At 46.3% G+C, this 21150-nt stretch carries 14 protein-coding genes; 6 read left to right on the plus strand and 8 right to left on the minus strand.

Translation table 11 applies throughout. The features are described from left to right. Window positions 1-46: 46 nt before the first annotated feature. The 3 genes from BAZ21_RS05165 to BAZ21_RS05175 all read right to left on the minus strand — a co-directional run bounded on the left by BAZ21_RS05165 (window position 47) and on the right by BAZ21_RS05175 (window position 2570). Complete coding sequence (locus BAZ21_RS05165; protein WP_068497712.1) at window positions 47-865, minus strand: hypothetical protein; 819 nt, start codon at window positions 863-865, stop codon at window positions 47-49. 181 nt (window positions 866-1046) lie between these two features. Next, entirely contained in the window at window positions 1047-1862 is an 816-nt protein-coding gene (locus BAZ21_RS05170; RefSeq protein WP_068497714.1) for a hypothetical protein, read from the minus strand. A gap of 189 nt (window positions 1863-2051) precedes the next feature. Continuing rightward, window positions 2052-2570: a hypothetical protein gene (locus BAZ21_RS05175; protein ID WP_068497716.1), complete on the minus strand. Its 519-nt coding sequence runs from the start codon at window positions 2568-2570 to the stop codon at window positions 2052-2054. Window positions 2571-2835: 265 nt separating this feature from the next. Between BAZ21_RS05175 and BAZ21_RS05180 the strand changes: the two genes are divergently transcribed. Further along, window positions 2836-3288, plus strand: coding sequence for a regulator (locus BAZ21_RS05180; protein ID WP_068497719.1), 453 nt, complete (start codon window positions 2836-2838; stop codon window positions 3286-3288). Window positions 3289-3403: 115 nt separating this feature from the next. Here BAZ21_RS05180 and BAZ21_RS05185 read toward each other — a convergent pair whose 3' ends face one another. The 3 genes from BAZ21_RS05185 to BAZ21_RS05195 form a co-directional block, all read right to left on the minus strand. After that, window positions 3404-3904, minus strand: a complete 501-nt coding sequence (locus BAZ21_RS05185; protein ID WP_068497721.1) for a hypothetical protein — start codon at window positions 3902-3904, stop codon at window positions 3404-3406. A 209-nt stretch (window positions 3905-4113) separates the two neighbouring features. Then, window positions 4114-5880 (minus strand): sensor histidine kinase, encoded by a 1767-nt coding sequence (locus BAZ21_RS05190; RefSeq protein ID WP_068497723.1) that lies wholly within the window; start codon window positions 5878-5880, stop codon window positions 4114-4116. After that, window positions 5877-7508 (minus strand): response regulator, encoded by a 1632-nt coding sequence (locus BAZ21_RS05195; RefSeq protein ID WP_068497725.1) that lies wholly within the window; start codon window positions 7506-7508, stop codon window positions 5877-5879. The genes BAZ21_RS05190 and BAZ21_RS05195 overlap by 4 nt, the downstream gene beginning before the upstream one ends. Window positions 7509-7877: 369 nt before the next feature. On the opposite strand from BAZ21_RS05195, the gene BAZ21_RS05200 reads away from it, so the two are divergent. Then, window positions 7878-16025 (plus strand): leucine-rich repeat protein, encoded by an 8148-nt coding sequence (locus BAZ21_RS05200; RefSeq protein WP_068497727.1) that lies wholly within the window; start codon window positions 7878-7880, stop codon window positions 16023-16025. 132 nt (window positions 16026-16157) lie between these two features. On the opposite strand, the gene BAZ21_RS05205 is transcribed toward BAZ21_RS05200, so the two are convergent. Further along, window positions 16158-16931 carry a class I SAM-dependent methyltransferase gene (locus tag BAZ21_RS05205; protein ID WP_068497728.1) on the minus strand — a complete coding sequence of 258 codons (774 nt, stop codon included), beginning with the start codon at window positions 16929-16931 and terminating at the stop codon, window positions 16158-16160. A gap of 116 nt (window positions 16932-17047) precedes the next feature. Further along, the gene (locus tag BAZ21_RS05210) at window positions 17048-17389 is read right to left on the minus strand and encodes a cupin domain-containing protein (RefSeq protein WP_068497730.1); all 342 of its coding nucleotides are present in this window, start codon (window positions 17387-17389) and stop codon (window positions 17048-17050) included. Between the two features lie 262 nt (window positions 17390-17651). Here BAZ21_RS05210 and BAZ21_RS05215 point away from each other — a divergent pair, with 262 nt between their 5' ends. Genes BAZ21_RS05215 through BAZ21_RS05230 form a run of 4 tightly spaced genes read left to right on the plus strand, consistent with a single transcriptional unit; the run spans window position 17652 to window position 21056 of the window. After that, on the plus strand, window positions 17652-18887 hold the full coding sequence (locus BAZ21_RS05215) for an FprA family A-type flavoprotein (protein ID WP_068497732.1): 1236 nt from the start codon (window positions 17652-17654) through the stop codon (window positions 18885-18887). 36 nt (window positions 18888-18923) lie between these two features. Next, window positions 18924-20105 (plus strand): NAD(P)/FAD-dependent oxidoreductase, encoded by a 1182-nt coding sequence (locus tag BAZ21_RS05220; protein WP_068497735.1) that lies wholly within the window; start codon window positions 18924-18926, stop codon window positions 20103-20105. Between the two features lie 15 nt (window positions 20106-20120). Next, entirely contained in the window at window positions 20121-20291 is a 171-nt protein-coding gene (rd, locus tag BAZ21_RS05225; protein ID WP_068497737.1) for a rubredoxin, read from the plus strand. Between the two features lie 60 nt (window positions 20292-20351). Further along, window positions 20352-21056, plus strand: coding sequence for a Crp/Fnr family transcriptional regulator (locus tag BAZ21_RS05230; protein ID WP_068498035.1), 705 nt, complete (start codon window positions 20352-20354; stop codon window positions 21054-21056). Window positions 21057-21150: the final 94 nt, after the last annotated feature.

Consider the following 21150-nt stretch of genomic DNA (forward strand, 5'->3'; position numbering starts at 1 on the left):
CTCCAGACCTTCATCGGACTGAGAGCTCCATTGTTTTGTTCAGCTATTATCTTGTGTCCGAAGACCGGGAACCAGCCGCGCCCCATATTTCCACATTAACCTTGTTTTCACTACCACGGAACTGAATTATATATCGTCCGGAACGCAAACCGTCAGGGAATCCCTCATCATTACTTCTCCAAACGAGCTCGCCTTTACCATTGATTTTCAAACCATCAGCATACACTTTACCAGTATCGCTGTGCTCTACAGTGAATCTAACCGCAGCACCAGAATAGTTCCTGATGCGAAGCTTGACATGTCCAAAACCCTTAGGAACCTCGAAGCTACCTGATGCAGTTGCACTTCCCCCTATAGTGAAGTTAAAAGAATTCCCCATCTTCTGAGGAGTTATGATACGGTCACCCTTAGTTGTTGTACCAGCATTTTGGGTCACCGTAGTGGAGATATTTGCAGAATCAGTTCCTGACACGCCCCATGCTGTGACATTCACAATGTTGCCGCCAGCTCTCCATTGTATCTCATAATTTCCTGAGCGCAGCCCTTGTGAAAAAGAATCTAAGCTATTCCAGGATAATTCTTTACCAGCACCCACAGTCTTAGTAATATATAATTTTCCACTGTCTTTATGCACCAGACTAAAAGTAATGGTTGAATTACCTCTGTTTTTCACAAAAATTTTAAGGTGCCCGTATCCAGGAACTAATACAAAGTGTGATACCGGGTCCTTTCTGTCGAACGTGTCATCAAAAACATCTCTTGATTTAGTTACATTTGAACTTGCAAAGATCGCACCCGGCACAGCAACAGTCCCCAGCAAACTAATAGATAAGGCTGATGCAAGAAATAATTTGTTCTTGTTCATAGATTATTCATCCTTTGCATTACATCCATCCGAATTACGCCAAAAATTCCGTATATTATATACTTTTGACAAAGAAGTAAGCTTCAGACCGGATGAAGAGGCCTGAAGCTTTCCTTGTTTCGCTTGTCACGTTTATCTCACAGTATAAGTATATGTGGCAGTAGCCGCTGTCCTTAAGCTATTAGAGGTCTCCAGGCTGTGAACCGGCAACTCCATTGAATTCCGCATTAACGTCATAATTGCCACCACGCCATTGAAGGGTGTAGCTTCCCGAACGCAAACCATCTGTGATGCCTTTATCAGTACTTTTCCAAGTAAGTGAACTGCGAGGTGAGATTGTTGCTCCAGAGATATATTCTTTACCTGAATCATTGTGCGTTAAACTTACCTTGACTGGATAACTAGAATTATTTTTCAGAGTAAGTTTAACATGCCCATATCCTCTAGGAACCTCAAAGGCACTTTGGACAGTTGCACCTCCTTGAACTCTACTGCCGAAAGAATTTCCCATCTTCTGAGGAGTTATGACACGGTCACCCGTAGTTGTTGTACCAGCATTTTGGGTCACCGTAGTGGAGGTATTTGCAGAATCAGTTCCTGACACGCCCCATGCTGTGACATTCACAATGTTGCCGCCAGCTCTCCATTGTATCTCATAATTTCCTGAGCGCAGCCCTTGTGAAAAAGAATCTAAGCTATTCCAGGGTAATTCTTTACCAGCACCCACAGTCTTAGTAATATATAATTTTCCACTGTCTTTATGCACCAGACTAAAAGTAATGGTTGAATTACCTCTGTTTTTCACAAAAATTTTAAGATGCCCATATCCAGGAACTAATACAAAGTGTGATACCGGGTCCTTTCTGTCGAACGTGTCATTAAAAACATCTCTTGATTTAGTTACATCTGAACTTGCAAAGATCGCACTTGGTATAGCAACTGCCTCCAGCAAACAAATAGATAAGGCCGATGCAAAAAATAGTTTGTTCTTGTTCATAGATTATTCATCCTTTGCATTACATCCATCCGAATTACACCAAAAATTCCGTATATTATATACCTTTGACAAAGAAGTAAGCTTCAGACCGATGAAGGGGCCTAAAGCTTTCCTTGTTTCGCTTGTCACGTTTATCTCACAGTGTAAGTATATATGGCAGTAGAACGGTTGTCCTTAATTCCGAAGCTATTAAAGGCCCCCACGCTCTGAAGCAATGACTCCCCATACGTGTCCATCAACTTTATAGTCGCTACCACGCCATTGCAGTGTGTAACTTCCAGAACGCAAACCGCCTGAGTAACCCTTATCAGTACTTCTCCAAGTAACTTCGCCATGAGCTGGAATTTTCAGACCAGTAATATACTCTTTATTTGATTCAATGTGCGATAAACTTACCTTGACTGGATAGCTGGAATAATTCTTTATACGAAGTTTAACATGTCCATATCCTTTAGGGATATCAAAGGAAGCTCCTACAGTCGCACCTCCGGTTACCCCGACGTCAATAGCATCTATGGCTCTTTGAGGAATTACGATAACATCACCAGCAGGGGTTGTATCAACAGGTTGGGTTACAGTAGCTTCTGGTGTAGAAGTATTCACAGAATCACTTACATCTGAACTTGCTAAGATCGCACTTGATATGGCAGCTACCCCTAGCAAACTAACAGATAAGGCTGATGCAAAAAATAATTTGTTCTTTTTCATAGATCATTCCTTCTTTGTATTATACCGCTACCGAATTATACTAATAGATTCCATAGGTTGTATATTTTACACAAAAGAAGTAACAATATTTCAGCTAATGTTTCTTCATGTTGTTCCCTCCTATTGTATGGAAATATGCTTACATATCAATATTTACATGAAATTCCCAAAATTTTTGTATACATATTTAGGCAAGTATGTGAAAGGGTATTTGGAAAATTAATTTAGGTAGGTTTCTATAATTCTGATTCAGGAGGATATAGCATTGAAGAGAACGGGTATGACACGTCCCTTAGATACACTAGGCCGGATTGTTATTCCCATAGAAATCCGGAACTCAATGGGGATTGAGATTAACGAACCTTTAGAATTTTATGTGGACGTCGAAACAGGCTTTATGGGCTTAGGAAAGTATAGTAACGGGACTTCCTGTAAACTGTGCAATGCGATCCAGGATTTAAGCTATTTCAAAGGGTCCCTTTTATGTAAGCAATGTATACTCGACATGAAGGGGAACGTAGGTGCTACTTCCACTCCTGTTCCTGCTGTTAAGGAAAATCCTGTGTATAAAGAACACAAAGTCCATCGGTCTACATTACAATTGCTTAAAAGTCTACGGGAACTCATGCGTGAACATCCAGGGGCCAAGCAGAGTGAATATGCCGAATGGCTTGGCGTGTCCCAAAGCCGAATATCTCAGATAACAAAATTATTATAGATCGGTTCTGTCCCGATCTTACGATGTGACCTTGATAAACAAAGAGCGCTCCAGACCTTTCACCGGCCTGGAGCGCTCTTGTTTTGTCAGGAGTCGTTAACCTTATCTCTTAACATTAGAGTTCATCTGGGTTAGTGGCTGATATAGCCCATGCTGAGGCGTCTACATAAGCTCCGCCAGCGCGCCACTGTATTTCATAGTTTCCTGAGCGCAATCCGCTTGAAAACCCATCCGTGCTATACCAATTAAATGTATCACCAGCACCCACATACTTGGTAAAATAATCTTTCCCACTGTCGACATGCTTTAAGGTAAAAGTAAGCGTCGCCTTGGTGTTGTTTTTTACACGTAGCTTAACATGACCATATCCAGGAGATATGGAGAACTCTGTTAATGGCGACTTGCCGTCAAGGTTCACATTAAAAAGATCTTTTGTCCTAAAAAGACTCACGTCATGATTATCAGGTGTCTTAACCTCATCTTGGGTCGCGTAAGTCGATGTATTTGCAGAATCAGTTACAGCATCTGAATCCGCAAAGATCGCACTTGGTATGGCAACTGCCCCTAACAAACTAACAGATAAGGCTGATACCAAAAATAATTTGTTCTTTTTCATAGATTATTTCTCCTTTGTATTACTACTTAATTGTACCAATAGATTCCATAGGTCGTACATTTCCAACAAAAGAAGTAACAATATTACAGCTAATGTTTTTTCATGTTGTTCCCTCCTATCGAATAAAAAAATATACTTACATATCAATATTTACATGTAATTCCCAAAAAAGTTGTATACATATTTAGGCAACTATGTGAGTGGATTGCTCACTCCCGGTCCGCGGGAATCATAATACGAATCTCCGTCCCCTCGCCGGGTGCGCTGCGAATAGCAAGCTCAAAGCGGCTTCCGTAATAAAGCTTCAGACGGTATATGACATTCTGCAGACCGATACGCTCGCCCATTTCCTCCTGTTTTTGCATGTAGCTGTACAGCCGTTGTACCTGCTCCACCGACATGCCGACTCCATTATCGCGAACCGTTAGCAGCAGCCGCCCCTCCTGATGCTCAAAATGAATCTCAATGCATCCCCCGTGCTTTAGCGGCTCAATGCCGTGAATGCTTGCATTCTCAACCAGCGTCAGCACAACCATTTTGGGAAGCAAATAGTCCAGGTCTTCGGGTCGCGCCTGCACTTCATACCGTATCCGTTCACCAAAGCGGTATTGCTGAATTTCCAGAAAACAACGGATCAGCTCCAGCTCCTCCCGCAATGTGACCCTATCCTTGTTCCACACCAGCGAATTGCGGAAAATCCGCGCCATGTTATGAATAATGCGAGCGGTCTCGTCCTCATGCTTCATCAGACTTCGCATACGAATCGTTTCCAGTGCATTGAACAGAAAATGCGGGTTAATCTGGCTGTGAAGTGCATTAAGCTGGGCATGTCTGCGCTGAATCTCCACATTTTTTCGCTGGATATCCGCTACATATACATCGTTAATCAGTCGCTTTATTTTGAGCGTCATCCGATTGAATTCACCTGTTAGCTGCCCGATTTCATCGCGCGATTCTGTACCGGGAATCAGCTCAAAATGCTGATTTTTCACCTTTTTCATATACCTCAGAATACGATGAATTCGCACGTTCAGCGAACGTGTAATCCAGACGATGATCAAGGTAGGCAGCAGCATATTCATACAGGTTAGCAGCAGCACGAAATTGCGGGATTCCTGCATTCCATACAGCACTTCATCTCCCGACACCGCAGCCACAATGCTCCAGCCATTGAGATTACTCGTCAGCACATAATTGGTTTTGAACTCTGTGGTGTTCTCAGTCAGCTGAAGGGTGCTATAGGTCACACCCCCATGATTTATATCAACCTTGGAATCGGTCGTATACTCGATTTCCCCCCGTTCGTTGAGCAGAAAGAGACTGCCCTGCAAATTCAGGTTATGGAAAATATCTCGGATGGACGACATCCGCAGCTCTATTTTCAGTATTTTCTCGCGGCCATTTTGAGAATAAAAATAATTCATCCGCCGAATCAGGCTAAAGGGATGCAGCTGTTCACCCTTACCGTCGTCAGTACGTACAAATATAGGCTTGGACTGCCGTCCGGGCGGAATTTTTCCATACCAGGGCAAGCCTTTGACCCGCTCATCTATAAAGCTGATCCCCCCGGAATTCAGCAGCGTCGGATTATCTGTGTAGATCGTAATTCCACCCACAGAATGGTATACGGGACTGTAAGTATTGTTCAACATACGACGTAAATAAGAATCATAGGCGGCAATATAATCAGCGGGGTGGGGATACGCTTGCTCCAACAGCTCATTGAGCTGATGATCGGTATAAAAGATAGACGAGATTTCCATCGCATCCTCAAACTCACGGTAAAATTCAACTTTTATCTGCTCCAGCGCACGGGAAATATCCTGCATACGCTGTTCCCTTACATTTTGTGAGGTGACGTGGTAGAAAATCAGATTGGTCAGCACTACAGGCGTAAACACACAGAGGAAATAAAGCAGCAGCATTTTGTCCCGCAGCCGGACATGATCAAGCGTTGTACTACGCAGCAGCTTCATTCGCTGGCCCTCTCTGACCCGTCTCCAACGTTCAGGCTGTTGCGGTATTCGCTTGGGGTGGCATGCACCCTCTTTTCAAACTGGGTAACAAAATAGTCTGAACTGCCAAAGCCCACACGCTCGGCAATTTCATAAATGCGCAAATCCGTCTGTCGCAGCAGCCGCTTCGCCTCCTGAATACGCAGCTTCAGCAGAAATTCATTAAAGTACACGCCGTACGTTTTTCTGAATAGTTGGCCGAGGTAAACCGGATTCATGTAAAAACGGGCTGCAATACTTTTGAGGCTGATATTCTCGGCGGCATGCTGCTCAATGTAGGCACGAATGTGCTGGATGCCTCCCTGCTGACGCTCCTTGCGCAGAACTCCAATATATGTCCCACTTTCCTCGGCAAATGCCGTAAACAGCCGCTGTAGTTCACCCAGTGACAGGTTCATATCCTGCCAGTTCATCATCGGTTCCAGTGACTGAAGTGAGTGCTCATTTCCCTGCATGTTTTGAATGACTCGTACAATACTGAGCACGCATTGATGCAGGCTCATTTTCATAGCCTCAGGGGCATAGCACTCTTCCCGAAAGCTGCTGAATAAATGCTCCACGGTCACACGCAGCTCTTCCAGCCGCAGTTCCTCGACTTGCTCCGTCAAGCAATCCAGCACGTCCTGATGTATGGTCCTGTAGTGGAGTGAAGGCATTCTCCCCGCCTCATATACCACAATACCGCCAGGGTCATGAATATATTTATGGAGCACTGCTTCCTTCGCACAGACATAGGACCGATGAATATCCCGCAGCCGGTTCACAGGACTTCCTGCGTAAATGAAGACCCGGCTGGCCACCCGATCCTTCAGTGACTTCATCCCCTCTATTTCCTGTTGTAGCGCTTTCATAAACACCTCCACTTTGGCTTCAAAGCACCCCAAAAAGAAATCCGGTACGATGAGTCCAATCCGGTTACGATGCTCATGGACATAGAGTGGGTACTTGCCGTCCATCAAACAATGGAGCGCCTGCTCTATAAGCTCCCTGAATTGGAAAAGCGACAACAGGACGCCATCGTCACCGGGACGCCATGGATGCTGATCATTCAGCTCGACAAGTACATAGTACATATGTGCCGCTTCCCCAAGCCGCAGCTGCTGTTCCCAGCGGGTCACCACGCTGTCATCCACATTGTTCATCATCAATGTCTCTAATAGCCCGCCTGTGCGGTGGTTTTGATATAGCTGTGCATTCTGCTGCTCACGATGCAGCCTTTCACCCAATCTGCGCAGCGTAGCCGAAAAATCACCCTCATCAATCGGCTTGAGCATAAAATCATGAACTCCATAGCGAAGCGCCTGCTGTGCGTAGGCAAAATCACTGTAGCCACTCAAGATAATAAACGCAGGGTGCACTGTACTCCGTTCGAGTACAGTGTGAATCAGCTCTAATCCGTCCAGCACAGGCATACGAATGTCGGTAATAACCAGGTCCGGGTGAATATTTTCGATTAGCTCCAGCGCATCCTCACCGTTATCAGCTTCTCCCACGATTTCAAAGCCACAGGCTTCCCAGTCCATAATTTGAAGCAGCCCTTTGCGGGTGAATATCTCATCATCCACCACGATGGCTCGATGCAGCTTCATAATCTGCTTCCTCCTTTCGATACATGCATCATTTTATTTTGGATAAATCTTCCAAATGTCTCTAGTAATATGGTAATGTGAAAACATCGGGAATTGGAAATTGCTGTTACACCTATCTTCTTTTCCTATCATTTTCCCGATTCATAGACTTCAATAACCTCTTAAGAAACACCTGCCTCCAGGCCTCCACAACACGATCAACCTCTGTTTAGTGAAAATTTTTAAAAATACTGTATTGACTCTTTCTATTATTATTAAGTATATTGATAACGATAATCATTATCATTTAGGGGTGAATGGTGATGCACATCAGTGATCCTGCCGGATCTCTTTTTTACTATACTAATCTATTTTCAGGAGGGAACAAGATTGTTGAAGGTTTGGAAAAATAAATGGATTGCAGGCATTCTTATCGTCTTACTCATAAGCAACACCCTGCTTGCTGCAGGATCAGGATTTGCAGCTTCAGCGACAGATGAGAATAGCACTATGCTTTCACTGGATACCGCAGAGCAGAAAGCCGATGCAGTAGCAAGCTCCAGCTCAGGCGGGCCTTCCTTTAAGGAACAGCTGGAAAAAGGAACCTTAAAGCACAGCGGAATCGCCAGAAAATCCGTTGCCGAGGCAACCTATGAAGCATCAGGAGAAACCAACGTAACACAAGCCACCTACGAGCCCTCGGGTAAAGTAACCGTAATTGTGGAATTACAAGGTGCCCCGCTTATTTCCAGTGCTTCCGGCAAAGCTTTCAGTAATCGACTGAATGCTCTGCAAAGCAGTGAGCGTACCCTCACAGCCCAGCACGAATCGTTAAAAAGCCAGATTCGCGCGCTCTCCACTAAGGATTCATCTTCCTTAAAGACTTTTGGATTAAGCAAGATGACCGCCCCCAAATTAGAAGTCATCTACGATTATTACATGGTTATGAATGCGATTTCGGTAAAAGTAGACTACCAGCAGTTGAAGGAAATTCGACAATTGCCTGGTGTTAAAAACGCCTGGGTAGCCAGTACCTACGAAAAGGTCGTGCCCAAGCAGTCCATGGAGCCTCTCATGGCGAACAGCTCGGGAATGATCGGTACTCCAGCGGCAGCTGCGGCCGGCTATACAGGAAAAGGGATGACGGTGGCTGTTATTGACACCGGTCTGGATTGGAAGCATGAAGCCTTTTCCACGCATATGCCTCCCTCATTGACCCTAAAACATAGCCGTCAAAAGGTTAGTGACATCCTAAACAGTACCGATATGTCTGCTGGCAAAGTGAATGTAGATGATGTCTACATGGATGACAAGGTGCCTTACGCCTATGACTATGCTGACAAAGACACCAATGTTATTCCCTCAGCCAGCTCTGACAATGCCCACGGCACTCATGTGGCAGGCACTATAGCTGCCAATGGCGATAAATTAAAAGGGATTGCACCTGACGCCCAGTTGATGATCATGAAGGTGTTTGATGACATCAACGGATATACCAATGATGCTGACATCATTGCTGCATTGGACGATTCAGTCAAAATGGGAGCAGATGTCATCAATATGAGCCTTGGCTCCAATGCGGGCTTTTCTACAGCTGGAGAGGCAAGCAAGGATGCCATGTACAGCAGAATTGAAAATGCCGGGATCAACCTGGTGGTCGCTGCCGGCAACAGCTACAGCGCCGCTTATCAAAACCAGTCCGGCTCCAACCTCCCGTTTGCCAATGAGCCCGACAGTTCTATCATAGCCGCTCCTTCCACTTATGAAGCTGCCTTATCCGTGGCAAGCATGGTGAATAGCGGTATCTCGGACGCCCCTTATATTCTCGCAGGCGATCGAAAAATTATTTTCAACGATACCTCCAGTGCCGCTGATCCCAAAATACAGGCGTTGAACGGTACATACGACTATGTATACGCTGGTTACGGAAGCACAGAGGATATCCAGAAAGCAGGGGATTTAAAAGGGAAAATCGCCTTGATATCCCGTGGCGGTCAAATAAGCTTCCAGGAAAAGGTCGGCGCTGCCTATGGGGCTGGCGCGGTAGCAGCTGTTATTTTCGACAATGAAACAGGCAAAGCCAACATGGATATCAGCTCCTATTACATTCCGGCCGTTTCCATTACAAAGGAAGACGGAGAATTCCTGCTGAACCTGGCTAATAAAAAGCTGACGGTGGACGAAAAATTCAGAACAAATGCGCCTAATCCAGATGGATACAAGATGTCGGAGTTTTCTTCATGGGGCGTGTCACCGGATTTGAAGCTGAAACCGGAAATCACTGCACCCGGAGAAAATATCTACTCTGCCGTTCCCGGCAATCAATATGAGACGATGAGTGGTACATCTATGGCTTCTCCTCATATCGCCGGAGCCGAGGCTATAGTAAAACAATATGTCACCAGCAAATTGAATATTGCAGATGCGGTTGAACGGGAAAAGCTGGTGCATACCCTGCTGATGAACACCGCCCACCCTGCCAAGGATGCGGATCAGCAATATTACTCCCCGCGCAAGCAGGGCGCAGGCTTGGCCGATGTGAACGGAGCAGTCACGACAGGAGCTTATGTAACGGTTAAGGACAATGAACGACCTAAAGCCGAGCTGGGCTACAACAAGGCAGGAACTTATTCCTTCACCTTTGATATTCACAGCATGTCGGATGAGGCGTTGACCTATGACCTGAATACAGCGGCTCTATCGGAAAAAATAGTGACGAAGGATGGCAAGAGCCTCTTTGCGCAGAAGTCTACAGACTATGCCGAAAAGGGCATCCAGGTACAATACAGCGGTGCAACGGACGGTAAAGTAACTGTACCTGCACATGGGACAGCGAGCGTAACTGTGAAAATTACATTGTCGGATGCGCTCAAAGCACAATTTGATCAAGCAACAAAAAACGGAACCTTTATTGACGGATTCGTGATGCTGAATGCAGAAAAGGGTGTGAACCTCTCCATTCCGTTCGTCGGATTCTATGGGGATTGGGGACAACCTCGTATTTTCGATGGTACGGAGTATGGCAAGGAAGGCTACTCTATGCTAGGCAGTACAGTTTATAACTTGGTTCCCGGTGTACAATATCTTCTGGGCCAAAACCAGGTTGCCATTGCCCTGGATCTGAACTGGGGAGTCATGCCCGAGAAATTCGCAATTTCCCCGAACAGCTTGGGGAACAGCTCAAAAATTGTAGGTATCTCAACAGGCATGCTGCGGAATGCAGAAAGCTTGAAGTATACCCTTACCGACCAGGCCGGAAACATTGTCAAAGAGTTTAATTATTCACACGTCCCGAAATCCATCTACTATCCAAGCTCTGGTGCAATCAGCTGGGCGGAGGCTCTTCTGGGCGACCAGCCTTTCTTTGACGGACTGGACAAGAATAATAACGAAGTACCGGAAGGAATATATACCTTCAAGATTACCGGGGTAGTCGCAGGTACAAACGGGCAGGGAACCGATTCCTGGACCTTTGATTTTGCCTATGACAAAACAGGCCCCAAGCTCGCCGATTACAGCATTTATAAAGAAAATGACAAAACGTATCTGAAGATGACCATCAAGGATAACCATTATACCAGCGGGCTGCAATTAACCACAGGCAATGGCGGTGCATTGTCCAATCTGGTGGCTATCAAGGATGCCGATGAAAAGCTGCCGGACGGAACCTCCGTCAATACAGTAACGATGGATATCACTGATCTGAAGGACAAGCTGACGAAAAACGGCCTTCCTACAGACAAAATCTCCGTAGACATGTTTGACTATGCGTTCAACTACAGCAGTGCAAGTATTGTTCTTGAGCCTGTAGGAACAGAAGGCATTACACTGGATAAGGAGGCTCTCTCCTTAATCGTCGGTACAACCGAGGATTTGAAGGCAACGATTACGCCGGTAAATGCCACATCCAAAGCGATTACCTGGACAAGCTCTGATCCGGCGGTGGCTGCCGTCGATACAGAGGGAGCTGTTACGGGTGTGAGTGTCGGCACGGCAACCATTACAGCCACCTCCAATGGCAAATCGGCTTCCAGCCAGGTTACGGTCACACCCATCGGCAGTCAGGGCATCGTGCTGAACCGTGCGGCGTTGAAGCTGACCGTTGGCTCAAGCAAGCCCTTGAAAGCCACTACCAGCTCTGAAGTTGCAGGTCCAATCAACTGGACAAGCTCTAATGAGTTGGTTGCCACTGTAGATGAGAACGGATTGGTTAAGGCAAAAGCTGCCGGTACAGCAACGATTACGGCGACGGCCTCCGGAAAATCCGCTACCAGCCGAATCACGGTAGAGGGAGTCTCGAACACTGATTTCACTATTGTGAATGGAGTTCTGACGAGCTATAACGGTCCCGGCGGTCACATTGTCATTCCCGATAGTGTAACCGAAATCGGAGAGGAGGTATTTGCCTACCGCGAGGATATTTTGTCGGTGAAAATTCCGGCCTCGGTGAAAAAAATCGGCAGAGCGGCATTCAGCTATAACAAGGAGCTTAAAGTCATCACTTTATCAGAGGGGCTGGAAGTGATCGGGGAAAGCAGCTTTTCCGATCTCGCCAAGCTTGCACAAATTACGCTGCCGAGCACAGTAAAGGACATCGGAGATAATGCCTTTGCCCGTGACACAGCTCTCAAATCGTTGCACCTGCCGGATGGTTTAACCCGAATTAATGCAGGAACCTTCCGGGAAACCCGTAATCTCGTTTCCATTAATATTCCGGAGAGTGTAACGGAAATTGGCGATCATGCGTTCACCCTTACAACCAGCCTGAAAGAAATCAAGCTGCCGGACGGCCTGACCGTCATTGGCCGCGGAGCCTTCACTTCCTCGGCGATCGGGTCCATCGAAATTCCGGACTCTGTCACTTCCATCGGGGATGAAGCCTTCTGGGGAACCCGGATCGCTACCGTCCAACTGGGCAGCGGGCTGCTCACCATTGGAGCAAGAGGCTTTGCAGAAACGCAAATCTCATCCGTTGTCATCCCGGACAGTGTAACCACCCTGGGAGACTTCGCATTTGCCGAAAGTGCGAAGCTAGCCAATGTCTCCATCGGGAAGAGCGTAACTCAACTGGGACAGCAGGCATTTGACATCACCGGCAGCTCAAGCTTAAAAAATATCGAAGTGTCCGCGGACAATACAGCCTTCTCAAGCCAGGACGGGGTGTTGTTCAACAAGGACAAAACGACCTTGATCCGCTATCCCGCCGGACACGGTCGGGATACCTATACAGTTCCTGGCACCGTGACCAAAATCGAGGATTATGCCTTCCATGTTTCTGCCAACTTGAGCTCCATCACGCTTTCGGATGGCCTGCAAAGCATTGGAAATCATGCTTTTGATTCCAGCGTTAGCTTGCTTTCCCTGACGATTCCAGACAGCGTCAAAACAATCGGGAAGGCGGCGTTTATGCACTCCGACAAACTGGAAAAAGTGAAGCTGGGTGACGGAGTTGAAGAGCTGGGTGCGTATGCATTCGCCTATAATTTCAAACTGACAAGCATCGATCTTGGCAAAAGCGTCACAAAAATTGGTGACTATGCCTTCCAATACAACAGCAGTCTGGTGGAAATCACGATTCCGGATCAAGTACAGTCCTTGGGCAGCTTTGTACTGTCCAACTCCGAGCGGCTGTCCATTGTGAATATCGGGAAAGGTGTGACCTCCATTGGCGGTAATCCTTTTGCCAGCTCATTGATGATTAAGAGCGTTAATGTCGACCCAGACAACGCTTCTTATGCCAGCGAAGATGGGGTGCTGCTGGATAAAGGGAAAACCAATCTGATTTTATACCCTTCGGCCAAGCCGAACGCTTCTTATCAGATTCCTGCGACCGTCACAAATATCAGTAATTACGCCTTCCAAAGGGCACAGTTCCTGACGGATATTCAATTCCCTGAGGGACTGCTTACCATCGGCACGTCTGCGTTTAACGGTACGAGAAATCTGAAATCCGTTAAACTGCCTGACAGCTTGACGGAAATCGGAAGTTTCGCCCTGTCCGATACAGGCATCGAAACACTTGTGTTGGGAAGTAACCTGACCAAAATTAACGACTGGGCCTTCGCTTTCTCCAATCATTTGAAGTCAGTCGCCATTTTGGACAGTAATACTACACTTGGAGGGTTTGCCTTTACCGGTTCTCCTAACCTCAGAACGGTCATTTTGGGTGAGGGTGTATCCGACATTGGCTGGGGAGTGTTTGGCGACACACAAGACCTTACCATTTACGGCTGGCCGGGTTCAGAGGCTGAAACATACGCGGAGAGCAATTCCATTCCGTTTAAGGTGTATACGCCATTATCCGTGCAGTTAAAAGCCAAGCATGAAGCGGCAGAAGGCATCATCGCCCTGAGCGCGGAGGCGACCGGCGGAATCGGCAACAAAACCTACTCTTTCCGGGCGCTGAATGAAGACAGTCAGGAGACAGTAACGCTTGATACGTATTCAACCGGCGACACCTATCAGTGGGCAACTCCACAGGCCGGCAAGTATATCGTTTATGCAGATGCGAAGGATGAAACGGGTGTAATCAAAACCGGTGTCCGGCAAATAGAGGTGCTGGCGTCGGGTGAAGTGATCATTTCGGCCAATCCGGCTACCATCAGTCCAACATCCCGCAACTTTGACCTCGGCCATCCAACAGATGTGACCACGGAAATTACTTGGAACGAAGCCCATAGCGTAACCAAAGTGGTCTATGGCGTGAATCAAGGTCCTAGCCGAAGTGTCACAGAAGCGGTCTATAACAGGGATGCGCTGGTCGAAGGCCACGATTATACCGTAAAAGGAAATACACTGACATTGAAAAAAGGCTTCGTGTCCGGCCTAAACCTAAAAGAAGGCGATACCGTCAGCATTGAATTGCTCTTTGACTTAGGAGACAAGGCCGTATTCACGGTCCGAGCCATCCAAAGTCCTGTAGAAGTAGATGCGAGCATCAATCCGAAAACAGCCAGCTTTGACAAAAAAGCCAGCAATCAGACAGATATAGAGACGACCATTACCTGGAACGATGCTTCCTCCATTACCGATATCAAACAAGCAGGAGCATCCATCGGAGCAACGGCTTATACTGTTAACGGCGATATTCTGACGATCAAAAAAGAGTATCTGGCAACTCAATCGAAGGGCAATCTCCTGTTAACCGTGCAATTTGATAAAGGCAACGATGCTGTATTGATGATCCAGATTTCCGACACAAGCAGCAGTAAAGATGACAGTGACAACGATAGCAATAGCGACAGTAGCGACAGTAGCAACAATAGTAATAGCAGTAATAATTCCAGCAGCAGTAGTGGCGGCACCGGTGGAAGCTCCAAAACCGCGACATCGAGCACAGCCTCGTCTGTCCGCGTGCTGGATGCCAAAGGCAGTCCCATTGAATCATTTAGTACCAAGCTGAACAGCAGCACAGGACTCGCAACGATTACAATGGATTCCGATTTCCTCAACAACGCCTTCGCTGCATCCCCAGCGGATGGCAAGGGAATGAAAACGGTAGAGGTCACCGTTGAATCGAATCAAGCCAAGTCCTATGAGCTGACGCTACCGACAAGCTTTGTAACCAGTGCGGATGCATCCCGTGCTATTCAAATTAAGACGGGGATGGCAGTCGTTACCCTCCCAGGCAACATGCTCGGGATGGCAGAAGCTGCAGGAGCGCAACATATTACGCTGGAATTAAGTTCAGGCAGCAACAGCAAGCTGGATGCACAAGCGCGCTCTCATATCGGAACCCGTCCTGTGATTGAACTGAATCTCAAAGCCAACGGCAAGCGATTGCCATGGAATAATAACAATGCGGCTGTAACCGTGGCTATTCCTTATGTGCCTACAGCAGCAGAACTGCAAAATCCAGAGCATATTGTCATCCAGTATGTAGATGCAGCAGGTCATGCTACTCCGGTGACCTCAGGAAAATATGACGCATCCATTGGAGCCGTTCGCTTTACTACGCATCATTTTAGCCAATATGCTATAGCCTATGTGGAAAAATCCTTCCAGGATTTGGGCCAACATGCTTGGTCCAAGAAGCAAATTGAAGTACTGTCCTCCAAAGGCGTCATCAACGGTACGACGGAAAATAAATTCTCGCCTGCGGCCAAAATCACTCGGGCGGAATATCTGACGCTGCTGGTGAAAACGCTGGGACTGACCACAAGCTTCGACAGCAACTTTGCCGATGTTAAGCAAGGAAGCTACTACTACGAAGCAGCAGGCATGGCCAAAAAGCTTGGCATCGCAGGCGGTTCCGGTGACAACAAATTTAATCCGAATACACTTGTATCCAGGCAGGATATGATGGTCATGACCGACAAGGCCCTGCAAAAGGCAAACAAGCTGGCTGCCACAACCTCGACGGCTGCACTGGATTCCTTCAGTGATCGTGCAGATATTGCTGGTTATGCTGCTGCAAGCTTGGCTGCACTGGTGCAGGAAGGGCTCATTACAGGATCAGACGGCAAAATAGCCCCTAAAGCACCAACCACTCGTGCCGAGGCTGCTGTATTCCTGTACAGAATCTATAACCAAAATTAAATCTTCAAAAATAAATTCAGTCTGACATAGCAACAAATTTACAAAAAGGAGACGAATCCCTGAATGGGGTTTCGTCTCCTTTTTTGCTATTTGCGTAACAAGATTTATTATTCTCTTATTCAGAACTTCAGGCTATCGCTCAGCGATGATACTGACCGCTTGCAGATGGTCGGCGTACTTTACAAACTGTTTGCGCATACCCATAACCCTTGTCCGGGCAGCATGGTTGCGCATAAGGTTAAAGGCAATTTTTCCAAATCTCAACCAGCCCTCATCCTGAATGATACGTGGCAGATGCAGTAAGTGCATGGGGACCGTATAGATTTTAACAACCTTAAAGCCTTCCTCTTTCAGCAGCTGTTCCCATTCGAGTACCGTTAACGGTGTCGCATTAACTCTCATGGCTACAGCTAAATCCTTGTAAATCTGCTTTCTGAGCTCAGGCTCAATATCATTTGAAGCTAAGCACATCTCATGAATAGCATACTTCCCGCCCGTTTTCAAAAGTCTCCTGGCTTCCGAAATAATCTGTGCTTTCTTGGCCCTTGTGTGCATCGTCAGCATGGCTTCCCCATATACCACCGTCGCAGAGGCATCCGGCAACGGAACCTGTTCAGCATCGGCAATAATTACTTCCCGATTTGCTCCGCTTGCATACGTTTTTACGATAGAAGCCGCCTTCTCATTCTGTTCAATCGCAATATAACGGCGGGGATTAAGCCGCAGTGTGATTTGGGCAGTTATGCCCAATCCGGGAGCAAACTCAATAACCTCATCCTGTCCGGTTACGTCAAGTCCTTCGATCATCCAACGTGTCGTTTTTAACCCTCCGGGCCTAAGCACGCGCTTACCGAGACTTGCCAATACCCAGTGTCCTGGCACCTGTTTGTAATCTACTGTCTGCATCCGCCATCAACACCTTTTCTTAAAATTCGAGAATGATATTCATTATCAATATGAGCGTAAAAAAAATTAACCTTTTTTATTTTTTGATTTATATAGCGATGGTAATGTGCCCTCTTTTATATGTTCTGCGCATAGCTTTCACTTGGCGTTTTGGTCAACACCACATGCAGGCTGGAATTCGCATCTGCACCACCACGATAGGAAAAGGATTCATCTCCTGTAACATGAATTATATCCCCTTGGACAACTTCCGTTTCTTCACCATTCACAGTTACAGTACCGTTGCCTTCAAGAACAAGCAAATATACATTCGCTCCTGGGTGATTATGTGTTGGCAGCTCGGCATTAGGAGTAAAGTTGAGAATAAAAATTACATTGTCGGCTTCCTTATGCACAATTCGTTTGGTAAACGCAGCTTCTTTATATTCCTGAAATTGAATGAGATTTGATTTTTTCATATTGGTTCACGCTCCTGTTTGAAATTAGATTTGCTTAAGATGGATTGAGACACCTGACATGCTGCTCTCAAGCTTTTCAATCGATATGACCTTATTGTATTGAAATATTTCGCTCGCTTTGTGATTGCAATCACTAAACTAAATTTAAGTCAAAAATACTTTTAAATATTCAAAAATTTGATTTCAATCAACTTTTTCATCGTTACATCCAACTAGAATCGAATTGTGCTAGACAAACAAAAACAAGCAGGAGGTTGTTCCTATGAAACCAGGATTCCAACTGGCAAAGGATATTTATTGGGTAGGAAAAATTGATAATCGTGAGGTTCCCTTTCATCGTCTTCTACTATCAAAGGGTACAACATATAATGCATATCTACTGAAAACTGGAAAGCCAACCATTGTAGATACCGTAGATATGGCGTTCGGTAGAGAATTTGCAGAGGCTGTGGCCGAATTGATCGATCCGTTGGACATTCAATATATTATCGTCAATCACACGGAACCGGATCATTCAGGCGGATTGGCGGCGCTTGCTTCCAAAGCAACGAACGCTACAATTGTCTGCACTGAGATTGCCGTTCCGGAAATTCAGCAAATGTACAAGCTTCAGCACCGCAACTTCCTCGTAATCAAGGACGGGGATCAACTGGATATTGGAGGCAAGACACTGCTGTTCAAGGAAACACCTTACCTCCATACGGAAGAAACCATGATTACGTATTGCGTGGAAGATAAAATCTTGTTCCCTTGCGATATTTTCAGCACACACGTGGCTGTAGAGCATTTATTTGCCGATGAGGCCGGTTTTGATATCACCGAAGACTTCGTCGGATACTATCAGGCTATTATTCATCCGCATCGCAGATATGTGCGTACATTAATCGAAGCTGTTTCTGACCTGGATATTGAGATGATTGCCCCTTCCCACGGCTTCGCGATCCGGCATGATATTGCCAAATTTATTGATTTGTACGCATCTATGAGCACCGAAACCAAGGAGGATAAAAAAGTAGCGATTGTTTATGCCACCTTAAAAAATAATACTAAAAAAATGGCAAACATCCTGAAAGACTGCTTTTTGGAGAACCAAATCAAGGTGGAGCTATGGGACGTAGATAAGGCAGATGAAACGGAGATTTTGAATAGTATTGCCTCAGCGGATGCTGTTTTCGTCGGTAGCTCTACCAAATATGCAGACATGACGGGCAAACTGGAAGACCTGCTGCAAAAAATGCAAAAGATGAATCTGGAAGGCAAGCTGGCTGCTGCCTTTGGTTCTTACGGATGGAGCGGAGAAGCCATTGAAGTTGTACAGGATTACTTGAACGGTACCAATATGAAGGTTCAAAGCACTTCGGATGTCATCAAGTCAACCGGTATGACGCATGTGGAATTCCCGGTACGCGTTCGCTTCTCTCCTACAGAAGATGAAAAAGTGAAAAAAATTAAAAACGCCGCTGAATTTGTCTCAGATCTGCTGCTTAGCGTCATTTGAACAAAGACAGCTTATAGCGAATAGGAGAGATACTGCATGGGGAACCAACATTACGTTATTATCGGAGGCAGCGTTGCCGCCGTCAACGCGGCGAAAGCGATTAGAGATCATGATGAGCTGGCCGAAATTTCTATTTACGGGGAAGAAGCATCCCTTCCGTATAACAGAGTCAAACTTTCCAAGGGACTATTCACTGACCTGCACAGCGACAAAATCCTGATCAAAAAGGAGAAATGGTTTGCCACTCAACGGATTAACGTTTATTCCGGCATCAAGGTCACCGCGATACACGCAGAGGACTGCACCATCGAAACAATAAGCGGACAAACCGTTGCTTATGACAAGCTTCTGCTGTGTACAGGGGCCCACAACCGTAAGCTTTTGCTGGACGGAGCTTCACTAAGGAATGTTCACAATATACGGTTTCGACAAGATGCAGACAGACTTAAAACGGAATTACGGAAGGAAGACCGGATATGCATCATCGGCGGTGGTATTCAGGGTGTAGAAACCGCCTGGTCCTTCCAGCAAGCCGGATATGCTGTAACCATTCTGGAAGCCTCGCATCGGCTTATGCCCCGCCAGCTGGATGAGAAGGCCGCTTCTATTTTGAGCCGTCGGATTACCGAACAGGGCACAAAGGTAAGCCTTGGACAAGGCGTAAAGCGTATTACAGGCACAGATCACGTAGAAGGTGTAGAACTGCAGGACGGCTCTGTTATTCCCTGCGAGCATGTCGTGTATTCTATCGGAATCGTACCTAATACTGAGCTTGCTCGCCAAACCGGCCTTGATATTGGACACGGCATCTTGGTGAACGAACAGATGGAGACCAGCTTCGCCAATATATATGCAGCAGGTGATGTAGCCGAGTTTCAGAATAGAGTGGATGGATTATGGGAAAGTGCTATAGAGCAAGGGAAAATAGCAGGAGCTAATATGGCGGGTGCATCCGTCAGCTATCAGCGTCCCATCCCTGTTACCCTGTCCAACAGCTATGAATGCCCCTTGTTTTCCATAGGTCTGGTAGACGAACAAGTCTGTGACACCAGCCTGACCCGTGAAAATCAAGTTTCTTATACACGTATGTTCATACAAAATGGCTCTATCTGCGGCGTGATCGGCTTTGGAGATGCTCTCGCTTCACTTCCATATAAAACAGCCGTCATCCAGGGACTCAAACCGGATGCGCCAGAGCTTACAAAAATTTTAGGATGACAAGGAGAAATAAAGATGAAAAAATATGTATGTCAGCCCTGTGGATACATTTATGACCCTGCTGTGGGTGACCCTGATGAGGACGTTATGCCAGGTACAGCGTTCGAGGACCTTCCGGAAGACTGGGTTTGTCCAGTCTGCGGTGAGGACCAAAGCCATTTTTCCCCAATAGATGATACAGAATAACAAGAAACGCTATACTTTGTAGCTTCCGGTTTATGAATGGAGTGAATGAATGTGAATGAGATGTCCTGTCCCTGCCAGTGCGCAAAGGAGCCCTGTGCCCGCAAAGTGCCTATCTTTTCCTCTTTGTCCTGCGAAGATTTGTGTAAGGTTAGCTCCATGATCCGACACCGGAAATATCAGAAAGGCGAGGCCTTGATTATCGAGGAACAGGCATCCGATACGCTGTACATTATTAAAAGCGGGCATGTTAAACTTCTGAAGATGACGCCTCAGGGCAAGGAGCAAATTCTGCACATTCTGACAACTGGCGATTTTTTTGGCGAGTTGAATATATTTAACAGCGATGAGCTGAGTAACTTTAGTGCGTATGCCTTAAAAGATACTGATATTTGTATGCTCACCAAGGATGATATGGAGCAGTTGATTCACAACAATCCCGATATCTCTTTGAAGCTGCTCAAAACCATTACCAAACGCTTGGCCCATACCGAAAAGCTGGCTCAAAGCCTGGCTACCAAAGACCCGGAAATCCGTATCGCCTACATGATTCTTGAGCTTGGGCATAAATACGGCAAACGGGACGGCTCCTACATTAAAATAAATCTCCCCCTTTCACGCGAGGAAATGGCTAATTATGTGGGTGTCACACGCGAAACCATCAGTCGCAAATTCGCAAAATTTGAACAGCTGGGGATTATTCATACTAAGGGTACACGAGAGATTACCATCTGCGATATACAGAAACTGAACGAATATATAGATTGAGGCTCATCAATAAAAAAACCGCTTCTTTGAGCTTGTGGCTTGTGGCGCCTTGACCACTTCCCATTTGCCAAAGAGCGGTTTCTTTTGTTCTGTA

Origin of the sequence: Paenibacillus kribbensis (genome assembly GCF_001705305.1) — a bacterium.
Classification (GTDB): Bacteria; Bacillota; Bacilli; order Paenibacillales; family Paenibacillaceae; genus Paenibacillus; species Paenibacillus kribbensis_B.

Bases quoted from the DNA above. Each gene is read 5' to 3' on its own strand.
- BAZ21_RS05165 (WP_068497712.1), bottom strand. From the start codon at position 865: ATGAACAAGAACAAATTATTTCTTGCATCAGCCTTATCTATTAGTTTG.
- BAZ21_RS05170 (WP_068497714.1), bottom strand. From the start codon at position 1,862: ATGAACAAGAACAAACTATTTTTTGCATCGGCCTTATCTATTTGTTTG.
- BAZ21_RS05175 (WP_068497716.1), bottom strand. From the start codon at position 2,570: ATGAAAAAGAACAAATTATTTTTTGCATCAGCCTTATCTGTTAGTTTG.
- BAZ21_RS05185 (WP_068497721.1), bottom strand. From the start codon at position 3,904: ATGAAAAAGAACAAATTATTTTTGGTATCAGCCTTATCTGTTAGTTTG.
- BAZ21_RS05190 (WP_068497723.1), bottom strand. From the start codon at position 5,880: ATGAAGCTGCTGCGTAGTACAACGCTTGATCATGTCCGGCTGCGGGAC.
- BAZ21_RS05195 (WP_068497725.1), bottom strand. From the start codon at position 7,508: ATGAAGCTGCATCGAGCCATCGTGGTGGATGATGAGATATTCACCCGC.
- BAZ21_RS05205 (WP_068497728.1), bottom strand. From the start codon at position 16,931: ATGCAGACAGTAGATTACAAACAGGTGCCAGGACACTGGGTATTGGCA.
- BAZ21_RS05210 (WP_068497730.1), bottom strand. From the start codon at position 17,389: ATGAAAAAATCAAATCTCATTCAATTTCAGGAATATAAAGAAGCTGCG.
- BAZ21_RS05215 (WP_068497732.1), top strand. From the start codon at position 17,652: ATGAAACCAGGATTCCAACTGGCAAAGGATATTTATTGGGTAGGAAAA.
- BAZ21_RS05220 (WP_068497735.1), top strand. From the start codon at position 18,924: ATGGGGAACCAACATTACGTTATTATCGGAGGCAGCGTTGCCGCCGTC.
- rd (WP_068497737.1), top strand. From the start codon at position 20,121: ATGAAAAAATATGTATGTCAGCCCTGTGGATACATTTATGACCCTGCT.
- BAZ21_RS05230 (WP_068498035.1), top strand. From the start codon at position 20,352: ATGTCCTGTCCCTGCCAGTGCGCAAAGGAGCCCTGTGCCCGCAAAGTG.